The sequence below is a fragment of the Cryobacterium sp. TMT1-62 genome (assembly GCF_004403145.1).
Taxonomy (GTDB): domain Bacteria; phylum Actinomycetota; class Actinomycetes; order Actinomycetales; family Microbacteriaceae; genus Cryobacterium; species Cryobacterium sandaracinum.
In genome coordinates, this window is the sequence record NZ_SOGZ01000045.1 from 53421 (window position 1) to 67937 (window position 14517).

Below are 14517 nucleotides of genomic sequence, written 5' to 3' on the forward strand. Positions count from 1 at the left end.
CGACGCGCCAGCGTCACGAGGCCAAGGGAGGCATCCGTGAACGAGCAGCACTCCGTTTCCGATCCGTCGAGGATCATCACCGAGAGGCGCGGGCACGTGCTGCTGATCGGGTTCAACCGTCCGGAGAAGCGCAACGCCGCCGATCTGGCGCTGCTGACGCAGTTGGCCCTCGCCTACGGTGAACTCGACCGCGACCCTGAGCTGCGGGTCGGCCTCGTCTACGCGGTCGGCGACCACTTCACCGCCGGCCTCGACCTGGCCGACATCGGCCCCCGGCTTGGCCCCGACGGCCTCGACATGGTGCCGCCCGGCGGCATCCATCCGTGGCAGGTCGACGGGCCAAGCGTGTCCAAGCCCGTGGTGATGGCCGTGCAGGGCACCTGCCTCACCCTCGGCATCGAGCTGATGCTCGCGAGCGACATCTCCGTGGCGTCAGAGTCCACCCGCTTCGGCCAGATCGAGGTGGCGCGCGGCATCCTGCCGTTCGGCGGCGCGACCATCCGCTTCCCGCGCGCGGCCGGCTGGGGCAACGCCATGCGCTGGATGCTCACCGGCGACATGTTCGACGCCCGCGAGGCCCACCGCATCGGGCTCGTGCAGGAGGTCGTGCCGGACGGCACCCAGTTCGAGCGCGCGCTGGAATTGGCCGAGCGGATCGCCGCCCAGGCCCCGCTGGCCGTGCAGGCCACGCTGGCCAACGCCCGCACGGCCGCGCGGGAGGGTGCCGCGGCCGCCGAGGCGGGGCTGCAGCCGGCCCTGGCCCGCCTGGCCGCGACCGAAGATTCCCGCATCGGCATGGAGGCATTCGTCAGCCGCCGGCCGGCTACTTTCGTGGGTCGTTAGGCTGGCATCACCACCTCATCGGAACTACAGCACCATTCATCTGCACCACTGACCAAAGGAGAGACGGATGTCTGCCGCCGCCAGCACCACCCCACCTGACCCTTCCGCCACGAGCTACGACGTCATCGTGATCGGCGCCGGCGCGGCGGGTGAGAACGTCGCCGACCGCACGACGCAGGCAGGCCTCCGCACCGTGATCGTCGAGGCCGAGCTGGTCGGCGGCGAGTGCTCCTACTGGGCCTGCATGCCGTCGAAGGCGCTCCTGCGCAGCGGAGCGGCCCTCGACGCAGCCCGGCGCGTCGGCGGTGCGGCCGAGGCCGTGACCGGCGACCTGGACATCGCGGCCGTTCTGCGCCGCCGCGACTCCTTCACGAGCAATTGGTCCGACGAGGGCCAGGTGCGCTGGCTGGAGAAGACCGGGATCACCCTGGTGCGCGGCCACGCCCGCCTCACCGGCGTGCGGGAAGTGACCGTGACCGCTGACGACGGCACCACGACCGTACTGGTCGCGGCGCACGCCGTGGTCGTCAGCACCGGGTCGGCGGCGCTGCTGCCCGATATTCCCGGTTTGGCAGCCGTGTCGCCGTGGACCAGCCGCGAGGCCACCAGTGCCCCCGGAATCCCGGACAGTCTGGCGATCATCGGCGGCGGCGTGGTCGCCGCCGAGATGGCCACCGCCTACGCCGGGCTCGGCGCCGAGGTCACGATGATCGTTCGGAGCGATTTGCTCGGCGGTCAGGAGCCCTTCGCCGGTGAACTCGTGCTCGCGGCCCTCCGCGGGGCGGGCGTCACCGTGCTGACCGGGGTGTCGACCACCGGGGCGGCCCGCACCGCCGACGGCGATGTGACACTCACCCTCTCCAACGGCAGCGGGGTCACCGCGACCGAGGTACTCGTGGCCACCGGCCGGGTTCCCCGCAGCGCGGATGTCGGGCTCGAGACCGTGGGCCTCACACCGGGCGACTGGCTCGAGGTCGACGACACCCTGCTGGTGCGGGGCACCGCGCCGGACCTGACCGGGGACTGGCTGTATGCCGTCGGCGACATCAACCACCGGGCCCTCCTCACCCACCAGGGCAAGTACCAGGCCCGCGCGGCCGGTGACGTGATCGCGGCCCGGGCCGCCGGCACGCCCGTCGACGACGCCCCGTGGGGATCGCACGTCGCCACAGCCGACCATGCCGCCGTGCCGCAGGTCACCTTCACCGACCCCGAAGTGGCATCTGTGGGACTGACCCAGGCTGCTGCCGAGAAGGCCGGGTTCCGCACCCGGGTACTGGACTACAACTTGGGCCAGGTGGCCGGGGCATCCGTGCACGCCGACGGCTACACCGGGTCGGCGCGCGCGATCGTGGACCTCGACCGTGAGGTTCTGATCGGGGTCACCTTCGTGGGGCCGGATGTCGCGGAGCTGCTGCACGCGGCGACCATCGCCGTGGTCGGCGAGGTGCCGATCCGCAGGCTGTGGCACGCGGTGCCGAGCTACCCCACCCTGAGCGAGGTCTGGCTGCGGCTGCTCGAGGAGTACGGTCGCCCGTAGCCGCGCTTTCGCCCTCGCGGCGCACCCGGTGGAGGCTGGCGCACTTTCCAACCCGCGCCACCTTCCACCACCTGCCCCGCGCCACCTCCGCTGTGAATCGATCATGGGAAACCCAGGCTTCTATCGTGGGGGCCACCTACGCTGGAGGAGTGCGCCGCATCTTCTTCGACTCCCCCATCAGCCGGGCCGGCTACCTGTACGCCACCACGGTCGGCGTGATCTGGGGTTCCATCTGGAGCACGGGCAAGGTCGAGCGCCGAGGCGGCCTCATCGTTTTTCGCGGCATGCCCTCCTGGGCATTCGGACGCGGCGGAGCCTGTGTCGGCGGCTGCTACCTGACCAACCAGAACGTGTCGATGGCCATCCTCGAACACGAGGCCGTGCACAAACATCAGTGGCAGCGCTTCGGGATGGTTTTCCCGCTGCTCTACCTGGCGGCCGGCCGCAATCCGCTGCAGAACCGCTTCGAGATCGAGGCCGGCCTCAAAAAGGGCGGCTATGTCAAATAACCCGGAGGACCCAGAATGACCGCACGCACCATCGTGATCACCGGCGCCAGCGACGGGATCGGCGCCGCCGCCGCCCGCGCCCTCAGCCAGTCCGGCGACCGAGTCGTGATCGTGGGCCGCTCGCCAGCCAAGACCGCCGCGGTCGCCGAGGCACTGGGTGCCGAATTTCTCGTGGCCGACTTCGCCTGCCTCGACGAGGTGCGCGCCCTTGCCGCCGAGCTGCAGAAGCACTATCCGCGCATCGACGTGCTCGCCAACAACGCCGGCGGCATTATGGGCGACCGCGTAACCACCGTTGACGGCTATGAGAAGACCTTCCAGGTCAACCACCTGGCTCCCTTTCTGCTCACCACGCTGTTGATGGACCGACTCGTCGCCAGTCGGGCCCGGGTGATCAACACGTCCAGCGCCGCCAACCAGCTCTTCGGCAAGATCGACCTCGACGATCTGCAGGGCGAGACGAAGTATTCCGCGAACAAGGCGTACGGCGACGGCAAGCTCGCGAACATCCTCTTCACCAGGGAACTCCACCGCCGCTACAGCGACGAGGGACTCACCACTGCAGCCTTCCACCCCGGCGTGGTGGCAACGAGCTTCTCCACCGGGTCGACGACCCTCATGCGCCTCATTTACCAGACTCCACTCAAACGCCTGCTGCTCGGCGCTGAACAGGGAGCCGACACCCTGGTCTGGCTGGCCACCGCGACGCCGGGCACCGACTGGGCATCGGGCGAGTACTACGAGAAACGTCGCATCCAGAAGGCGAACAAGCAGGCCTACGACTCTCAGCTGGCCGCCGCCCTCTGGGAGCAGAGTTCCGCGCTGGTCGCCGCGCACTCGGCGCCTCTGGCCTCCTAGCCGGATCCTCCTGGCCGGAGCCTCCTGGACGAGGCTTCTGGTGTCGAACGAATTCGACGGAGATTTTGCTTCGAAACGGCTTTCTCGCGCTGTTTTGGGCCGATTCGGCCAAAATTCTCCGTCGAATTCGTTCGGGGTTCGGGTCGCGGTGCGGAACTCCAAACGGGAGAAACTCCGGCTGCGCACCGAGCTCGCCACGGCTCCGGTCGATGGGCCTTGCCGCCCTGCGTCCTGCCTCCGCGGGTCAGGGCGGCCAAGCGCGCGCGCGTGGCCAACTCAGGACATCCGTCACCCATAGTCACCAGCCGGTGCGAAGCAGTGCAGGATCAGCCCGGATGTCCGGAGTGCCCGGACGGATCTCCTGAGTTGGCCACACGACGAGCCGGACGTGCCGCGGCACCTGTAGGTTCAGGCGCCCACCCTGAGCTCCCTTGTGGCCGAACCGGTGCAGCTCGGGGCCGGTGAAAGTGGACCGGGTGAATGGGGACGATAGCCAGAGCACGTGAGCAACCTCGACCGCGAATGGCCGGCAGCTCGCGCGGGGGCGGCTGGCGCCGGGCGCATCCGTCGAGGTAAGCATGTCCCACGTATGAAATGCCTGACCTAACGAGAATCCACCCGTTCACGGTGGCAGATCGGGCCGGTGGCGCGCATGATGGTCTGGGGGCGTCGCGGTCCCCAGTGAATGTCACCGAGTGAATGAACCGAGTGAATGTCACCCAAGTGGAGGAACAGCATGAGCTACGCACACACCGTCACGGTCAATGTCTCGTTCGACGAAACGGTCCGGATGGCCCGGGAAGCACTGGCCGACCAGGGATTCGGCATACTGACCGAAATCGACATACAGTCCACCTTCGCCGCCAAGCTCGGCCAGGAGGCCGCCGACGCCGTCGGCGACTACCTGATTCTCGGTGCCTGCAATCCCGCCCTGGCCCAGCGGGCCGTGACCGCCGACCCGGGCATCGGCGCCCTGCTCCCCTGCAACGTGGTCGTGCGCCGCCACGCGGGGGCCGGTGAAACCACCGTGGAAGCCCTCGACCCGGCCATCATGGCGCAGCTCAGCACGAAACCGGAGATCGAGCAGGTCTCCATCGAAGCGGATGCCCGGCTGCGCGCAGCCCTTGCGGCCGTGCTCGCCGGCGCAACGCAGTAGCCAACGCGCAGCGCTGGATGCGCAGGTCCACCGGGCGCCGCGCTCCGCGCTCCGCTTGCCGCTGACTCAGCTCGCGAGCGCATCGACACGACAACGCCCGACCTCGAAAAGGCCGGGCGTTGTCGTGAACGGATTCTGCGGGTGCAGCGCTGCTGCTACGGGGCGGCGTACCCGGCTGCGGCCTCGGCCAGCAGGTCGGCCTCGGCCCAGGTCGCGAGGTTCGCGCGCAGCTTCACGCCGAGGTCGGCGTCGACGCTGGTCCAGTACGCGATAGCTCGCTCGGTCACTTCGGGACGTTCCACCCCGCTGATGGCACCGGTGATGGTGTCGAGGAAGCGCGCCTTGGCGGCATCGTCGTAGACCTCGCGGTACAGCGTCCCGGCCTGGCCGAAGTCGCTGTCCTCGCTGCGCAGCTGCGCGGCGGCGCGCACGAGTTCGCCGTCGTTCTCCCAGCTTCCGTCGGTTGCCGCCTGCGGGTCGGCCACCGGGCCGCCCAGCGAGTTCGGAGCGTAGTTCGGGACATCCGTCGCGTTGAAGTGATAGCGAGCGGCGCCATCCTGCGAGTAGTTGTTCACGGGAGCCTTCGCGGCGTTCACCGGCAGCTGGTTGAAGTTCGTGCCGACTCGGTATCGCTGGGCGTCCGGGTAGGAGAAGATGCGCGCCATCAGCATCTTGTCAGGGCTCGCCGCGATGCCGGGCACGAAGTTCGCCGGGGAGAACGCGGCCTGCTCGATCTCAGCGAAGAAGTTCTCCGGGTTGCGGTTCAGGGTGTGCGTGCCGACCTTGACCAGCGGGTAGTCTGCGTGCGGCCACACCTTGGTGATGTCGAACGGGTTGAACCGGTAGGCCTTGGCGTCGTCGTACGGCATGATCTGCACCGAGACGTCCCAAGACGGAAAGTTTCCGGCATCGATGGCGTCGAAGAGGTCGCGACGGTAGTAGTCGGCGTCGGCCCCCGCGATGAGCTCAGCCTCCGAGCCCTCCATCTCGATGTTGCCCTGGTTGGAGGTGAAGTGGTACTTGACCCAGAAGCGCTCACCGGCGGCGTTGATCCACTGGTAGGTGTGCGAGCCGAAGCCGGGCATCTCGCGCCAGGAGCGCGGCAGGCCGCGGTCGCCCATCAGGTAGGTCACCTGGTGCGCGGACTCCGGGGAGAGGGTCCAGAAGTCCCACTGCATGGTCGCGTCGCGCAGGCCGGAGCCCGGCAGACGCTTCTGCGAGTGGATGAAGTCGGGGAACTTGATGCCGTCGCGGATGAAGAACACCGGTGTGTTGTTGCCGACGATGTCGTAGTTGCCCTCGGAGGTGTAGAACTTCACCGAGAAGCCGCGCACGTCGCGCCAGGTGTCGGGGCTGCCCTGCTCACCGGCAACGCTGGAGAAGCGCTGCAGCGTCTCGGTGGTCGTTCCGGGCGCGAAGACGGCGGCGCGGGTGTACGCGGAGACGTCTCCGGTCACCTCGAAGACGCCGTGCGCTCCGCCGCCCTTGGCGTGCACGATGCGCTCCGGGATGCGCTCGCGGTTGAACTGGGCGAGCTTCTCGACCAGGTAGACGTCGTGCAGGGCAGTGGCTCCCTCGGTTCCAACGGTCAGGGAGTGCTCGTCGCTGGCGACGGGCGTTCCCGTCTGCGTGGTGGTGGACTTGATTGTCATTGTGCTCCTTCGTTCGACAGCGGTGCAGGTGTGGAAAGTGCGGTGAGTGTGGAGGTCTGGCAATCGGGGCAGAGGCCCCAATAGGTGACCTCGGCGGTTTGCACGGTAAATCCGGAGGTGTTCGAGGGCGTTAGGCAGGGGGACTCACCCACGGCGCAGTCGACGTCGTGCACCGCGCTGCACCGGGTGCAGACGATGTGGTGGTGGTTGTCGCCGACCCGGCGTTCGAAGAGAGCCGGGGAGCCGGCCGGCTCGATCTTGCGGGCGATCCCCGCGCCGGTGAAGGCCGCGAGCACACCATATACCGCCTGCAGTGAGGTGCCCGGCAGCTCGGCTCGAACCGTGGCGTAGAGCCGCTCCGCGGTCGAGTGCGGGGCCTGGTCGAGAACACGCAGCACCGCCAAGCGGGGCCCGGTGACCTTGAGCCCAGACGCACGGATGCTGTCGGCGAGCAGACCGGAAGCCTCAACCGCCCGCACCCGCCCTGTTTCCGTCATGCGCCCCACGCTAACAGTTGTTTTGAATTACTCAAAACAATTGGCGACCACCGGGCGTGGCGCACGCGGGCTGCTGGGCGCGGATCACCGGCTCAGGACGGCGAGCCGAGTGCCGATTGGTAAACGTCGACGACCCGGGCCAGGAAGGCCTCGATGACCTCTCGTTCCTCATCAGAGAGATCCTGGGTGAGCGCCGCCACTCCCCCGATCACCGGAAGCAGTTGCTGGAACGCCCGCAAAACCGACTCCTGAGCCGGCACCACGACCACCTTGCGCCGATCCGACGAGTGCGGATGGCGCTGGGCGTGACCGAGGGCCACGAGCCGGTCGACCACGAGAGTGGTTGCCGCCGTGGAGATGTCCAGGCGGCGGGACAGCTCGCCCGGGGTCAGCGACCCCTCCCGGATCAGGTGCTCCATCGCGGACAGGTCGGTGGCGTTCACCTCGAGCGCCTGCCCGACCTGGCGCTCGAAGGCGCGGGACAGGTGCACGATGTCGTGCAGCTGGAACCCGATCCGGTCCGAAACCGGCAGACTGGAATCCCGACTTTCGCCGCTCCCCGGCGCGCCGACGACCCCGGCCGCGGAGCCGGGAGCGAACTTGCGACGCTCTTCCATAGGAGCCATACTATTACGAAGATTGCTAGGACGCCTAGCAATCAGGCTTCTTGGAGGAATTTTGCTCGCGATTCAGCGGATCATCACCGGTCGACGCACGGCCTGGATCGTACTGATCGCGACGATTGTCGCCGTCGGTCTGCTCTTCTCCCTCCTCCCCTCCGACGATTCCGAGGAGTTTCCCACCTCCGGGCTGCCCACATCCAGCCAGGCCGCACAGGTCGACGCTCTCCTCGCCGAGTTCCCCTCCGCCGAGCAGACCTCCGCGATCGTGGTCTGGACCCGGGAGGGTGCCGACCTGACCCGGGCCGACATCGCAGCCATCGCCGAACGCGGCACCGCCCTCGCCGAGGAGTCGATCGTGCCGCAGGCCACCATGCCGCGGTTCAGCGATGACGGGCAGGCCGCGATCAGCATCGTTCCGCTGGACGCGGACGAGGCCGATGCCGACATCGGCGGGGCGGCCACCGGCATCCGTGACGCCGCGTCCGACGCACTGCCGAGCGGTCTGAACGCCTTCGTCACCGGCGCCGTCGGCTTTCAGTCCGACATCACCAACGCCTTCGCCGGTGCCGACTTCCGGCTGCTGCTCGTCACCGTGATCGTCGTCGCCGTGCTTCTGATCGTCACCTACCGCAGTCCCGTGCTCTGGATCGTTCCGCTCGTCGTCGTCGGCATCGCGGACGGCCTGTCCGGGGTCGTCGTCGGCGCCCTGGCCGAGCCGTTCGGCATCACCCTCGACCCCTCCGTCGCCGGCATCCAGTCCGTGCTGGTCTTCGGCGCTGGCACCAATTACGCCCTGCTGCTCGTGGCCCGCTATCGCGAGGAGTTACTCCGCACCGAGAACCGCAACGACGCCATGCTGGCCGCGGTGCGCGGTGCCGGCCCGGCCATCGCCGCCAGTGGCGGCACGGTCGCGCTCAGCCTGCTCACCCTGCTGTTCGCCGAGCTGTCCGGCAACCGCGCGCTCGGTTTCGCCTGCGCTATCGGTGTCGTCATCGCCATCATCTTCGCGCTGGTCGTGCTGCCGGCTGCCCTTGTGGTCTGCGGCCGCGGCCTGTTCTGGCCGTTCATCCCCCGCTTCGTGCCGGGCGCCGGTGCCGAGCTGCGTCCCGGCTTCTGGACCCACCTCGGTCGGGGCGTGCAGCGCCGTCCGATCGTAGTCACCGCGGCATCCGTCGCCGCGATCGGCGCCCTCAGCCTGGGCCTGATCGGCGCCTCCGTGGGGCTGTCGCAGGCCGACCAACTCCTCGGCAAGCCCGAATCGGTGCAGGCGCAGGCCATCGTGAAGGAATCCTTCTCGGCCGGCTTGACCAGCCAGACCATCGTGCTGGTACCGGATGCCGCGGCCGCCGAGGCCACGACGCTTGCCACCGACACGCCCGGCGTCGAGTCCGTGATGCCCGGCGAGAGCGCGAACGGCCTGACCCGGCTGAACCTCTCCCCGTCCAGCGAGCCGGGCAGCGACGAAACCTTCTCCGTCATCGACACACTGCGCGGCACCTATGCCGACACCTCGGGCGACGTGTCCGAGGCGCTGGTCGGCGGCAGCGACGCCACGGCGTTCGACAACAAGACGAGCGCCCAGGCCGACCAGGCCCTGATCATCCCGATGATCCTGGCGATCGTGTTCTCCATCCTCGCCCTGCTCCTGCGCTCCCTGGTGGCACCCGTTCTGCTGATCCTCAGCGTGCTGGCGACGTACTTCGCCAGCCTCGGTGCCTCCAACTGGATCTTCCAGAACCTGATGGGCTTCCCCGCCTTCAACACCAACGTGGTGCTGTTCGCGTTCCTCTTCCTGGTGGCCCTCGGGGTGGACTACAACATCTTCCTCACCACCCGAGCCCGGGAAGAGAGCATCCGGTTCGGCACGAAGGAGGGCATGGTGCGCGCCCTGTCGTCGACGGGCGCGGTCATCACGAGCGCCGGCATCCTGATCGCGGCGGTCTTCGCCGTGCTGGGCGTGCTGCCAGTCGTGGCTCTCACCCAGATCGGCGTCATCGTCTGCATCGGCGTGCTGCTCGACACGCTCGTGGTGCGCACCCTCGTGGTGCCGGCGCTGGTGTTCCTCACCGGCGACAGGTTCTGGTGGCCGTCCCGTCCGGCCGCAAAGGCCCCGCTGGTCTAGCGCACCGCGGTCGAGAATCCGTGTCGAACCCCGAACGAATTCGACGGAGATTTTGCTCTAGACCGCGTGTTCAGGCTCAAAAACCGGTGCTTGACCCAAAATCTCCGTCGAATTGGTTTGACCGCGCGCTCGGAATCGCTCAGCGGGCGCACGGGAGTCCGAGGCCGCCGGCCTCGGGCGGCGTGCGGTGCTGCCACTGCAGCCTCCGTTCGAGCTGCGCACCGAGCGCCAGTAGCGTGGCCTCCCCGCCCGGCCGGCCGATCAGCTGCACTCCCATCGGCAGTCCAGCCCCGGTTTCGGCAACGGGCAGCACGATCGCGGGCAGTCCGCTCACGTTGACCATGGACGTGAACGGGGTGTACTGCACCTGCTGGGCGAAGTTGCGCTCCCCGTCGACCGCGTCGTACCAGCCCAGCGGGCGCGGCGTGAGCGCGAGCGCCGGGGTCAGCACCGCGTCGAACCGGGACAACTGGCGGATGAACGACCGCTCGTAAGCCGACAGGGCCGTGAGCGCCTGAGCCAGATCCCGAGCGGACAGCTCCCGGCCGCGGTTCATCAGCCAGCGGGTGAGCGGCTCGAGCAGCTTCTCCTGCTCCGGGGTGTCGGCGGGGATGCTCGCAGCGCCGGCCTGCCAGATCGCGCGGAACGCCGGCACGTAGCTGTCGTCGGGCTCGAGCGCCGTCTCCTCCAGGCCATGGCCCATACTCGCGAACCCGTCGACGGCCACCATCAGGGCGGCCAGCGCCTCGGGAGCGATCTCGATCGGGTAGGCGTCATCCCAGGCGGAGGTTGTCATCACGCCGAGCTGGAACCGGCCCTCGCCGCGCACGGCGGCGGCCAGCAGAGGTGCATCGTCGCCGGGGGGCCGGAGCGAGTACAGGTGCTGCGGATGCCCGCCTCGCGGCGCGATCATGGCGTCCAGCAGCAGGGCGGCATCCGCCACCGTCCGTGCCAGCGGTCCGGCCACGCTGAGACCGCCGAGCGTGTTGATCCCGGACGACGAGGGCACCCGGCCACGCGACGGTTTCAGGCCGACGAGACCGCAGGCTGCCGCGGGGATCCGCACCGAGCCGCCGCCGTCGGAGCCCGGAGCGAAGGGAAGCAGCCGGGCGGCGACGGCCACCGCCGCCCCGCCGCTGGAGCCGCCCGCGCCCCGGGAGCGGTCCCACGGGTTGCGCGCGGGCGGCCCGGCCAGCGTCTCGGTGTACGACGGCAGCCCGAACTCGGGCGTGCTGGTCTTGCCGAGGCTCACGCCGCCGGCCGCGTCCAGGGCGAGCACGAGATCGTCGGACTCGGCCGGCACGTAATCCTGCATCAGCCGCGATCCGAACCGGGCCGGCACGCCGGCGCGGCTCTGCAGGTCCTTGTCGGCGAAGGGCAGACCCCAGAGCGGCATGCTGCGCGGCATCAGCTGCTCGACGAAGCGGGCCCGCTTCCGCGCGGCATCCGCTGTCACGCTCACGAACGCGCCGAGGCCAGAGTCCTGAGCCTCGATCCGGCCCAGGTAGTGCTCGGTCAGCTCGGTGGGGCTGATCTCACCGCGCTGCAGCGCCTGCCATTGTTCGAGAGCGGTCAGTTCATGCGGAGCGGCCATCCCCCGAGCCTAACCAGCCGGGATGCCGGGCATCGGCGCGACGGAGCGGCGAGGCGCTCAGCGGCGCGACGCTCAAGAGTGGGACAGCCCGGTCAGCAACGCCTGGAACGCCCGCGGCGCGGCGCGGAGAACGGATGCCGCCGCCCACGACCCGGCCCACGGCAGCAGCTGCGCGACGTTGATGATCTCGTACTGTACGAGCGACCCGGCCTCCTCCTCGGGCAGCACCTGGTACTCGCCGCGGTACCACCAGCCGCGCCGCAGCACAAGTCGGCGTCGGTCCCGGTCGGTGTGCACGTTGCCCCCGCCGGCCGCCCCCGAGGCCATCGCCGTCACGAGCCGGTTGAACACGGCGTCGGGGCCGGCCTCGAGGTGTCCTGCGAACGAGCGCAACACGGTGTGGCGCTCGGGCAGGGTGGGCAGGGCATCGGTCATCCCTCGATTTTAGGCGTCCGCCGGCCGCAGACTCGCCGCTGCGCCTATTTGAGGCTCTTCTGCAGGAGCACGGTGCCGAGCCAGCGGTCGAACTTGAAGCCGACCTTGCCCATCCGGCCGATCTCCGCGAATCCGAAGTCGAGGTGCAGCTTGATCGACGCGTCGGCGCCCTGGTCGGCGACGACCGAGATGATCTCCTTGAGCCCGGCCGCCTGGGAGCGCTCGATGAGTTCGCCGAGCAGCATCCGGCCCAGTCCCTTGCCGGTGGAGGCCGCTCCGAGGTAGATCGAGTTCTCGACCGTGAACCGGTAGGCGCGTTTCTGCTTCCACGGGCTGACCAGGGCGTAGCCGAGCAGCTGGCCGGCCGGGGAGACGGCCACGATGAACGGCATCCCGAGCTTGCCCAGATAGTAGAACTTGCTGCGCCACTCGGCGAGGGTCATCGGGTCGACGTCGAAGGTGACCGTGCTGTTGGCGACGTAGTAGTTGTAGACCTCCCGGATATACGGCAGATCGGTGATTTGGGCCTCACGCATGGTGAATCCGAACGGCGCCTCTTCCGCGGGCGTCGGTCGAAGGTGCCGGGGCAATTGCCGACGCGGCTGGTATTCCTCTTCAAGCACAGCTAACTCCTCCAGAGAGCTCCAGATTACCCGAGGGACCAGTCCACCGGGGCCGCCCCGGTGCGGCCGAGGTACTCGTTGGCCCGGCTGAACGGCTTTGAACCGAAGAATCCGCGCCTGGCCGACAGCGGGCTCGGGTGCGCGGACTCGATCACCGGCGTGTCCCCGAGGAGCGGCCGCAGCGTGCCGGCATCCTTCCCCCACAGAATCGCCACGAGCGGCCGGTCCCGGGCGACAAGGGCGCGGATGGCCTGCTCGGTCACGCTTTCCCAGCCGCGGCGCCGGTGCGACCCGGCCAGGCCGGCCTGCACGGTGAGTACGCGGTTGAGCAGCAGCACCCCCCGCCGCGACCACGGCGAGAGGTCTCCGGTGGCGGCGGTGACGCCCACGTCGTCGTGCAGCTCCCGGCAGATGTTCGCCAGGCTGCGCGGCAGCGGCCGCACGTGTGCCTCGGTCGCGAAGGCGAGCCCGATCGGATGTCCCCGGGTCGGGTACGGGTCCTGGCCGACGATGAGCACCCGCACGGCATCGAACGGCTCGGCGAAGGCGCGGAAGACGTTCTCCGGAGCCGGTAGCCAGATACGGCCGGCCAGAGTCTCGGCACGCAGGAGCTCCGCCATCCGGTCGATCTCCGGCCCCACCGGCGCCAGCGCCTGGGCCCAGCCAAGATCGATGGCCCGGCTCTCGGTCAGCGCCGCGAGGGTGACGGGCATGATGCTCGGCTCAGGCCCCGAAGGTGCTCACGAGCACCCCGCCGTCGGCCTCGCTGACCCGCCAGACACTGCCGGCTCCGACGACGCTGAGCGCGCCCTCGCCGACGACCAGCGCGGTGTTCTCGTCGACGGCCAGGCCGCCGTCGATCAGGCCGGCCTCGGTGGCCGCGACCAACCGGGACAGCGTGCCCCACTGGGCGGCGTGCACCTCCACGGTGACGTCGAGCAGCCCGATGCCGGGTTCAACGGTGATCTCGTCGAGCCCCTCGGCGGCGTGTTCGCCGCTGACCTCGACGCCGCCCATGCGCCAGCCGCCGATCAGGGCACGCTCGGCCGCGATCATCGCGCCGGCAGAGAATCCGAGATAGGGGATGCCGGCGGCCACCTGACGACGGATCTCACCGAATATCGGGGCCACGGCAACCAGGTAGGCGGGGGTGACTCCGCCGCCGACCAGGATTCCGTCGGCCTCGGACACAGCGGTCAGGGCGAAGACGTCGCCAGGGGCGACGACGGTGACCTTCGGCTCGAACTCGCCGGCCGCGGAAACGGCGGCGACCAGGTTCGCGGCGTGGTCGGCGACGTCTTCGGCACGCACGACGAGGATCGCGATGCCAGGCTCCGCGCGGCCTGCCACGACTCCGCGCGCCGTGGCCTCGGCCAGGAAGGGTCCGAAGACGGCCGCGTCTGTCCGGGGGTTCCAACCGCCGCCGACCAGGTGCACGCTCACAGCAGGGCGCCCCGGGCCACGAGGGGCAGGCTGGCGGCGAGCAGGCTCGCGACAGGCAGGTCGTCATCGAGCTGTGCGCCGCCCGGCAGGCTCGCACCGGTGAGGCTCTCCGCTACGGGAGGCAGCGAGGACCAGGGGAACACGATCCAGCGGTCCGTTTCACACCAGGTGAAATCGGGCACCAGCACGGTGCGAGGCTTCGTGTACAGGGTGGCGGTGCGCACCTCGCAGGCGGTTTCCCGCAGCAGCGCGACGACCATCGCGAGGGTGTGCCCGGAGTCGGAGACGTCGTCGACGAGCAGCACCCGCAGGCCGGTTAGCGACGGCGCGTCGAGCATCGGTCCCGACAGGACCGGCACGGGGAGGCGCTCGTCGACGCCGGTGTAGAACTGCACGTTGATGCTGCCGCAGTTCTTGGTGCCCAGCGCATACGACATGGCGCCGGCGAGCAGCAGCCCGCCGCGGGCGATGGCGATCACGACATCCGGCTGGAAACCGCTCGACAGCACCGCCTTCGACAGCTGGCGGGACGCGTCCGCGAACACGTCCCAGCCCAGCACTTCCCGCTCAATTCCGGTCTTATCACGTGCAGCGTCGTCCGCGTCGAATCCCATTTCCCAAT

At 69.3% G+C, this 14517-nt stretch carries 16 protein-coding genes; 6 read left to right on the top strand and 10 right to left on the bottom strand.

What is annotated here, in order from left to right:
* The first annotated feature begins 36 nt into the window (after positions 1-36).
* The 4 genes from E3T34_RS13210 to E3T34_RS13225 all read left to right on the top strand — a co-directional run bounded on the left by E3T34_RS13210 (position 37) and on the right by E3T34_RS13225 (position 3750).
* Positions 37-843, top strand: coding sequence for a crotonase/enoyl-CoA hydratase family protein (locus tag E3T34_RS13210; protein ID WP_233191189.1), 807 nt, complete (start codon positions 37-39; stop codon positions 841-843).
* Positions 844-910: 67 nt separating this feature from the next.
* The gene (locus E3T34_RS13215; protein WP_104099673.1) at positions 911-2383 is read left to right on the top strand and encodes an NAD(P)/FAD-dependent oxidoreductase; all 1473 of its coding nucleotides are present in this window, start codon (positions 911-913) and stop codon (positions 2381-2383) included.
* A gap of 125 nt (positions 2384-2508) precedes the next feature.
* Entirely contained in the window at positions 2509-2892 is a 384-nt protein-coding gene (locus tag E3T34_RS13220; protein WP_134343251.1) for a Fe-S oxidoreductase, read from the top strand.
* 15 nt (positions 2893-2907) lie between these two features.
* Positions 2908-3750 carry an SDR family NAD(P)-dependent oxidoreductase gene (locus E3T34_RS13225; protein WP_134343252.1) on the top strand — a complete coding sequence of 281 codons (843 nt, stop codon included), beginning with the start codon at positions 2908-2910 and terminating at the stop codon, positions 3748-3750.
* Between the two features lie 298 nt (positions 3751-4048).
* On the opposite strand, the gene E3T34_RS13230 is transcribed toward E3T34_RS13225, so the two are convergent.
* Entirely contained in the window at positions 4049-4330 is a 282-nt protein-coding gene (locus tag E3T34_RS13230; RefSeq protein WP_134343253.1) for a hypothetical protein, read from the bottom strand.
* Positions 4331-4486: 156 nt separating this feature from the next.
* Here E3T34_RS13230 and E3T34_RS13235 point away from each other — a divergent pair, with 156 nt between their 5' ends.
* Positions 4487-4906: a DUF302 domain-containing protein gene (locus tag E3T34_RS13235; RefSeq protein WP_134343254.1), complete on the top strand. Its 420-nt coding sequence runs from the start codon at positions 4487-4489 to the stop codon at positions 4904-4906.
* A gap of 155 nt (positions 4907-5061) precedes the next feature.
* Here the strand turns inward: E3T34_RS13235 and E3T34_RS13240 are convergent, their stop codons facing one another.
* The 3 genes from E3T34_RS13240 to E3T34_RS13250 form a co-directional block, all read right to left on the bottom strand.
* Entirely contained in the window at positions 5062-6558 is a 1497-nt protein-coding gene (locus tag E3T34_RS13240) for a catalase (RefSeq protein ID WP_134343255.1), read from the bottom strand.
* Entirely contained in the window at positions 6555-7055 is a 501-nt protein-coding gene (locus E3T34_RS13245) for a Fur family transcriptional regulator (RefSeq protein WP_104099152.1), read from the bottom strand. Before E3T34_RS13245 ends, E3T34_RS13240 begins: the two co-directional genes overlap by 4 nt.
* Before the next feature lie 92 nt (positions 7056-7147).
* Complete coding sequence (locus E3T34_RS13250; protein WP_166785903.1) at positions 7148-7672, bottom strand: MarR family winged helix-turn-helix transcriptional regulator; 525 nt, start codon at positions 7670-7672, stop codon at positions 7148-7150.
* Positions 7673-7733: 61 nt separating this feature from the next.
* Between E3T34_RS13250 and E3T34_RS13255 the strand changes: the two genes are divergently transcribed.
* On the top strand, positions 7734-9800 hold the full coding sequence (locus E3T34_RS13255) for an MMPL family transporter (RefSeq protein ID WP_134343256.1): 2067 nt from the start codon (positions 7734-7736) through the stop codon (positions 9798-9800).
* Between the two features lie 139 nt (positions 9801-9939).
* Here the strand turns inward: E3T34_RS13255 and E3T34_RS13260 are convergent, their stop codons facing one another.
* The 6 genes from E3T34_RS13260 to E3T34_RS13285 all read right to left on the bottom strand — a co-directional run bounded on the left by E3T34_RS13260 (position 9940) and on the right by E3T34_RS13285 (position 14509).
* Entirely contained in the window at positions 9940-11394 is a 1455-nt protein-coding gene (locus E3T34_RS13260; RefSeq protein ID WP_134343257.1) for an amidase, read from the bottom strand.
* Between the two features lie 72 nt (positions 11395-11466).
* Positions 11467-11829 (bottom strand): hypothetical protein, encoded by a 363-nt coding sequence (locus E3T34_RS13265; protein WP_134343258.1) that lies wholly within the window; start codon positions 11827-11829, stop codon positions 11467-11469.
* Between the two features lie 44 nt (positions 11830-11873).
* Positions 11874-12452 (bottom strand): GNAT family N-acetyltransferase, encoded by a 579-nt coding sequence (locus tag E3T34_RS13270; RefSeq protein WP_174720224.1) that lies wholly within the window; start codon positions 12450-12452, stop codon positions 11874-11876.
* A gap of 26 nt (positions 12453-12478) precedes the next feature.
* A complete protein-coding gene (locus E3T34_RS13275; RefSeq protein ID WP_134343259.1) occupies positions 12479-13165 on the bottom strand; it encodes a uracil-DNA glycosylase in 687 nt (228 codons plus the stop codon).
* A gap of 10 nt (positions 13166-13175) precedes the next feature.
* Positions 13176-13895 (bottom strand): Type 1 glutamine amidotransferase-like domain-containing protein, encoded by a 720-nt coding sequence (locus E3T34_RS13280; protein WP_134343260.1) that lies wholly within the window; start codon positions 13893-13895, stop codon positions 13176-13178.
* Complete coding sequence (locus E3T34_RS13285; protein WP_134343261.1) at positions 13892-14509, bottom strand: phosphoribosyltransferase; 618 nt, start codon at positions 14507-14509, stop codon at positions 13892-13894. The genes E3T34_RS13280 and E3T34_RS13285 overlap by 4 nt, the downstream gene beginning before the upstream one ends.
* Positions 14510-14517 lie beyond the last annotated feature (8 nt).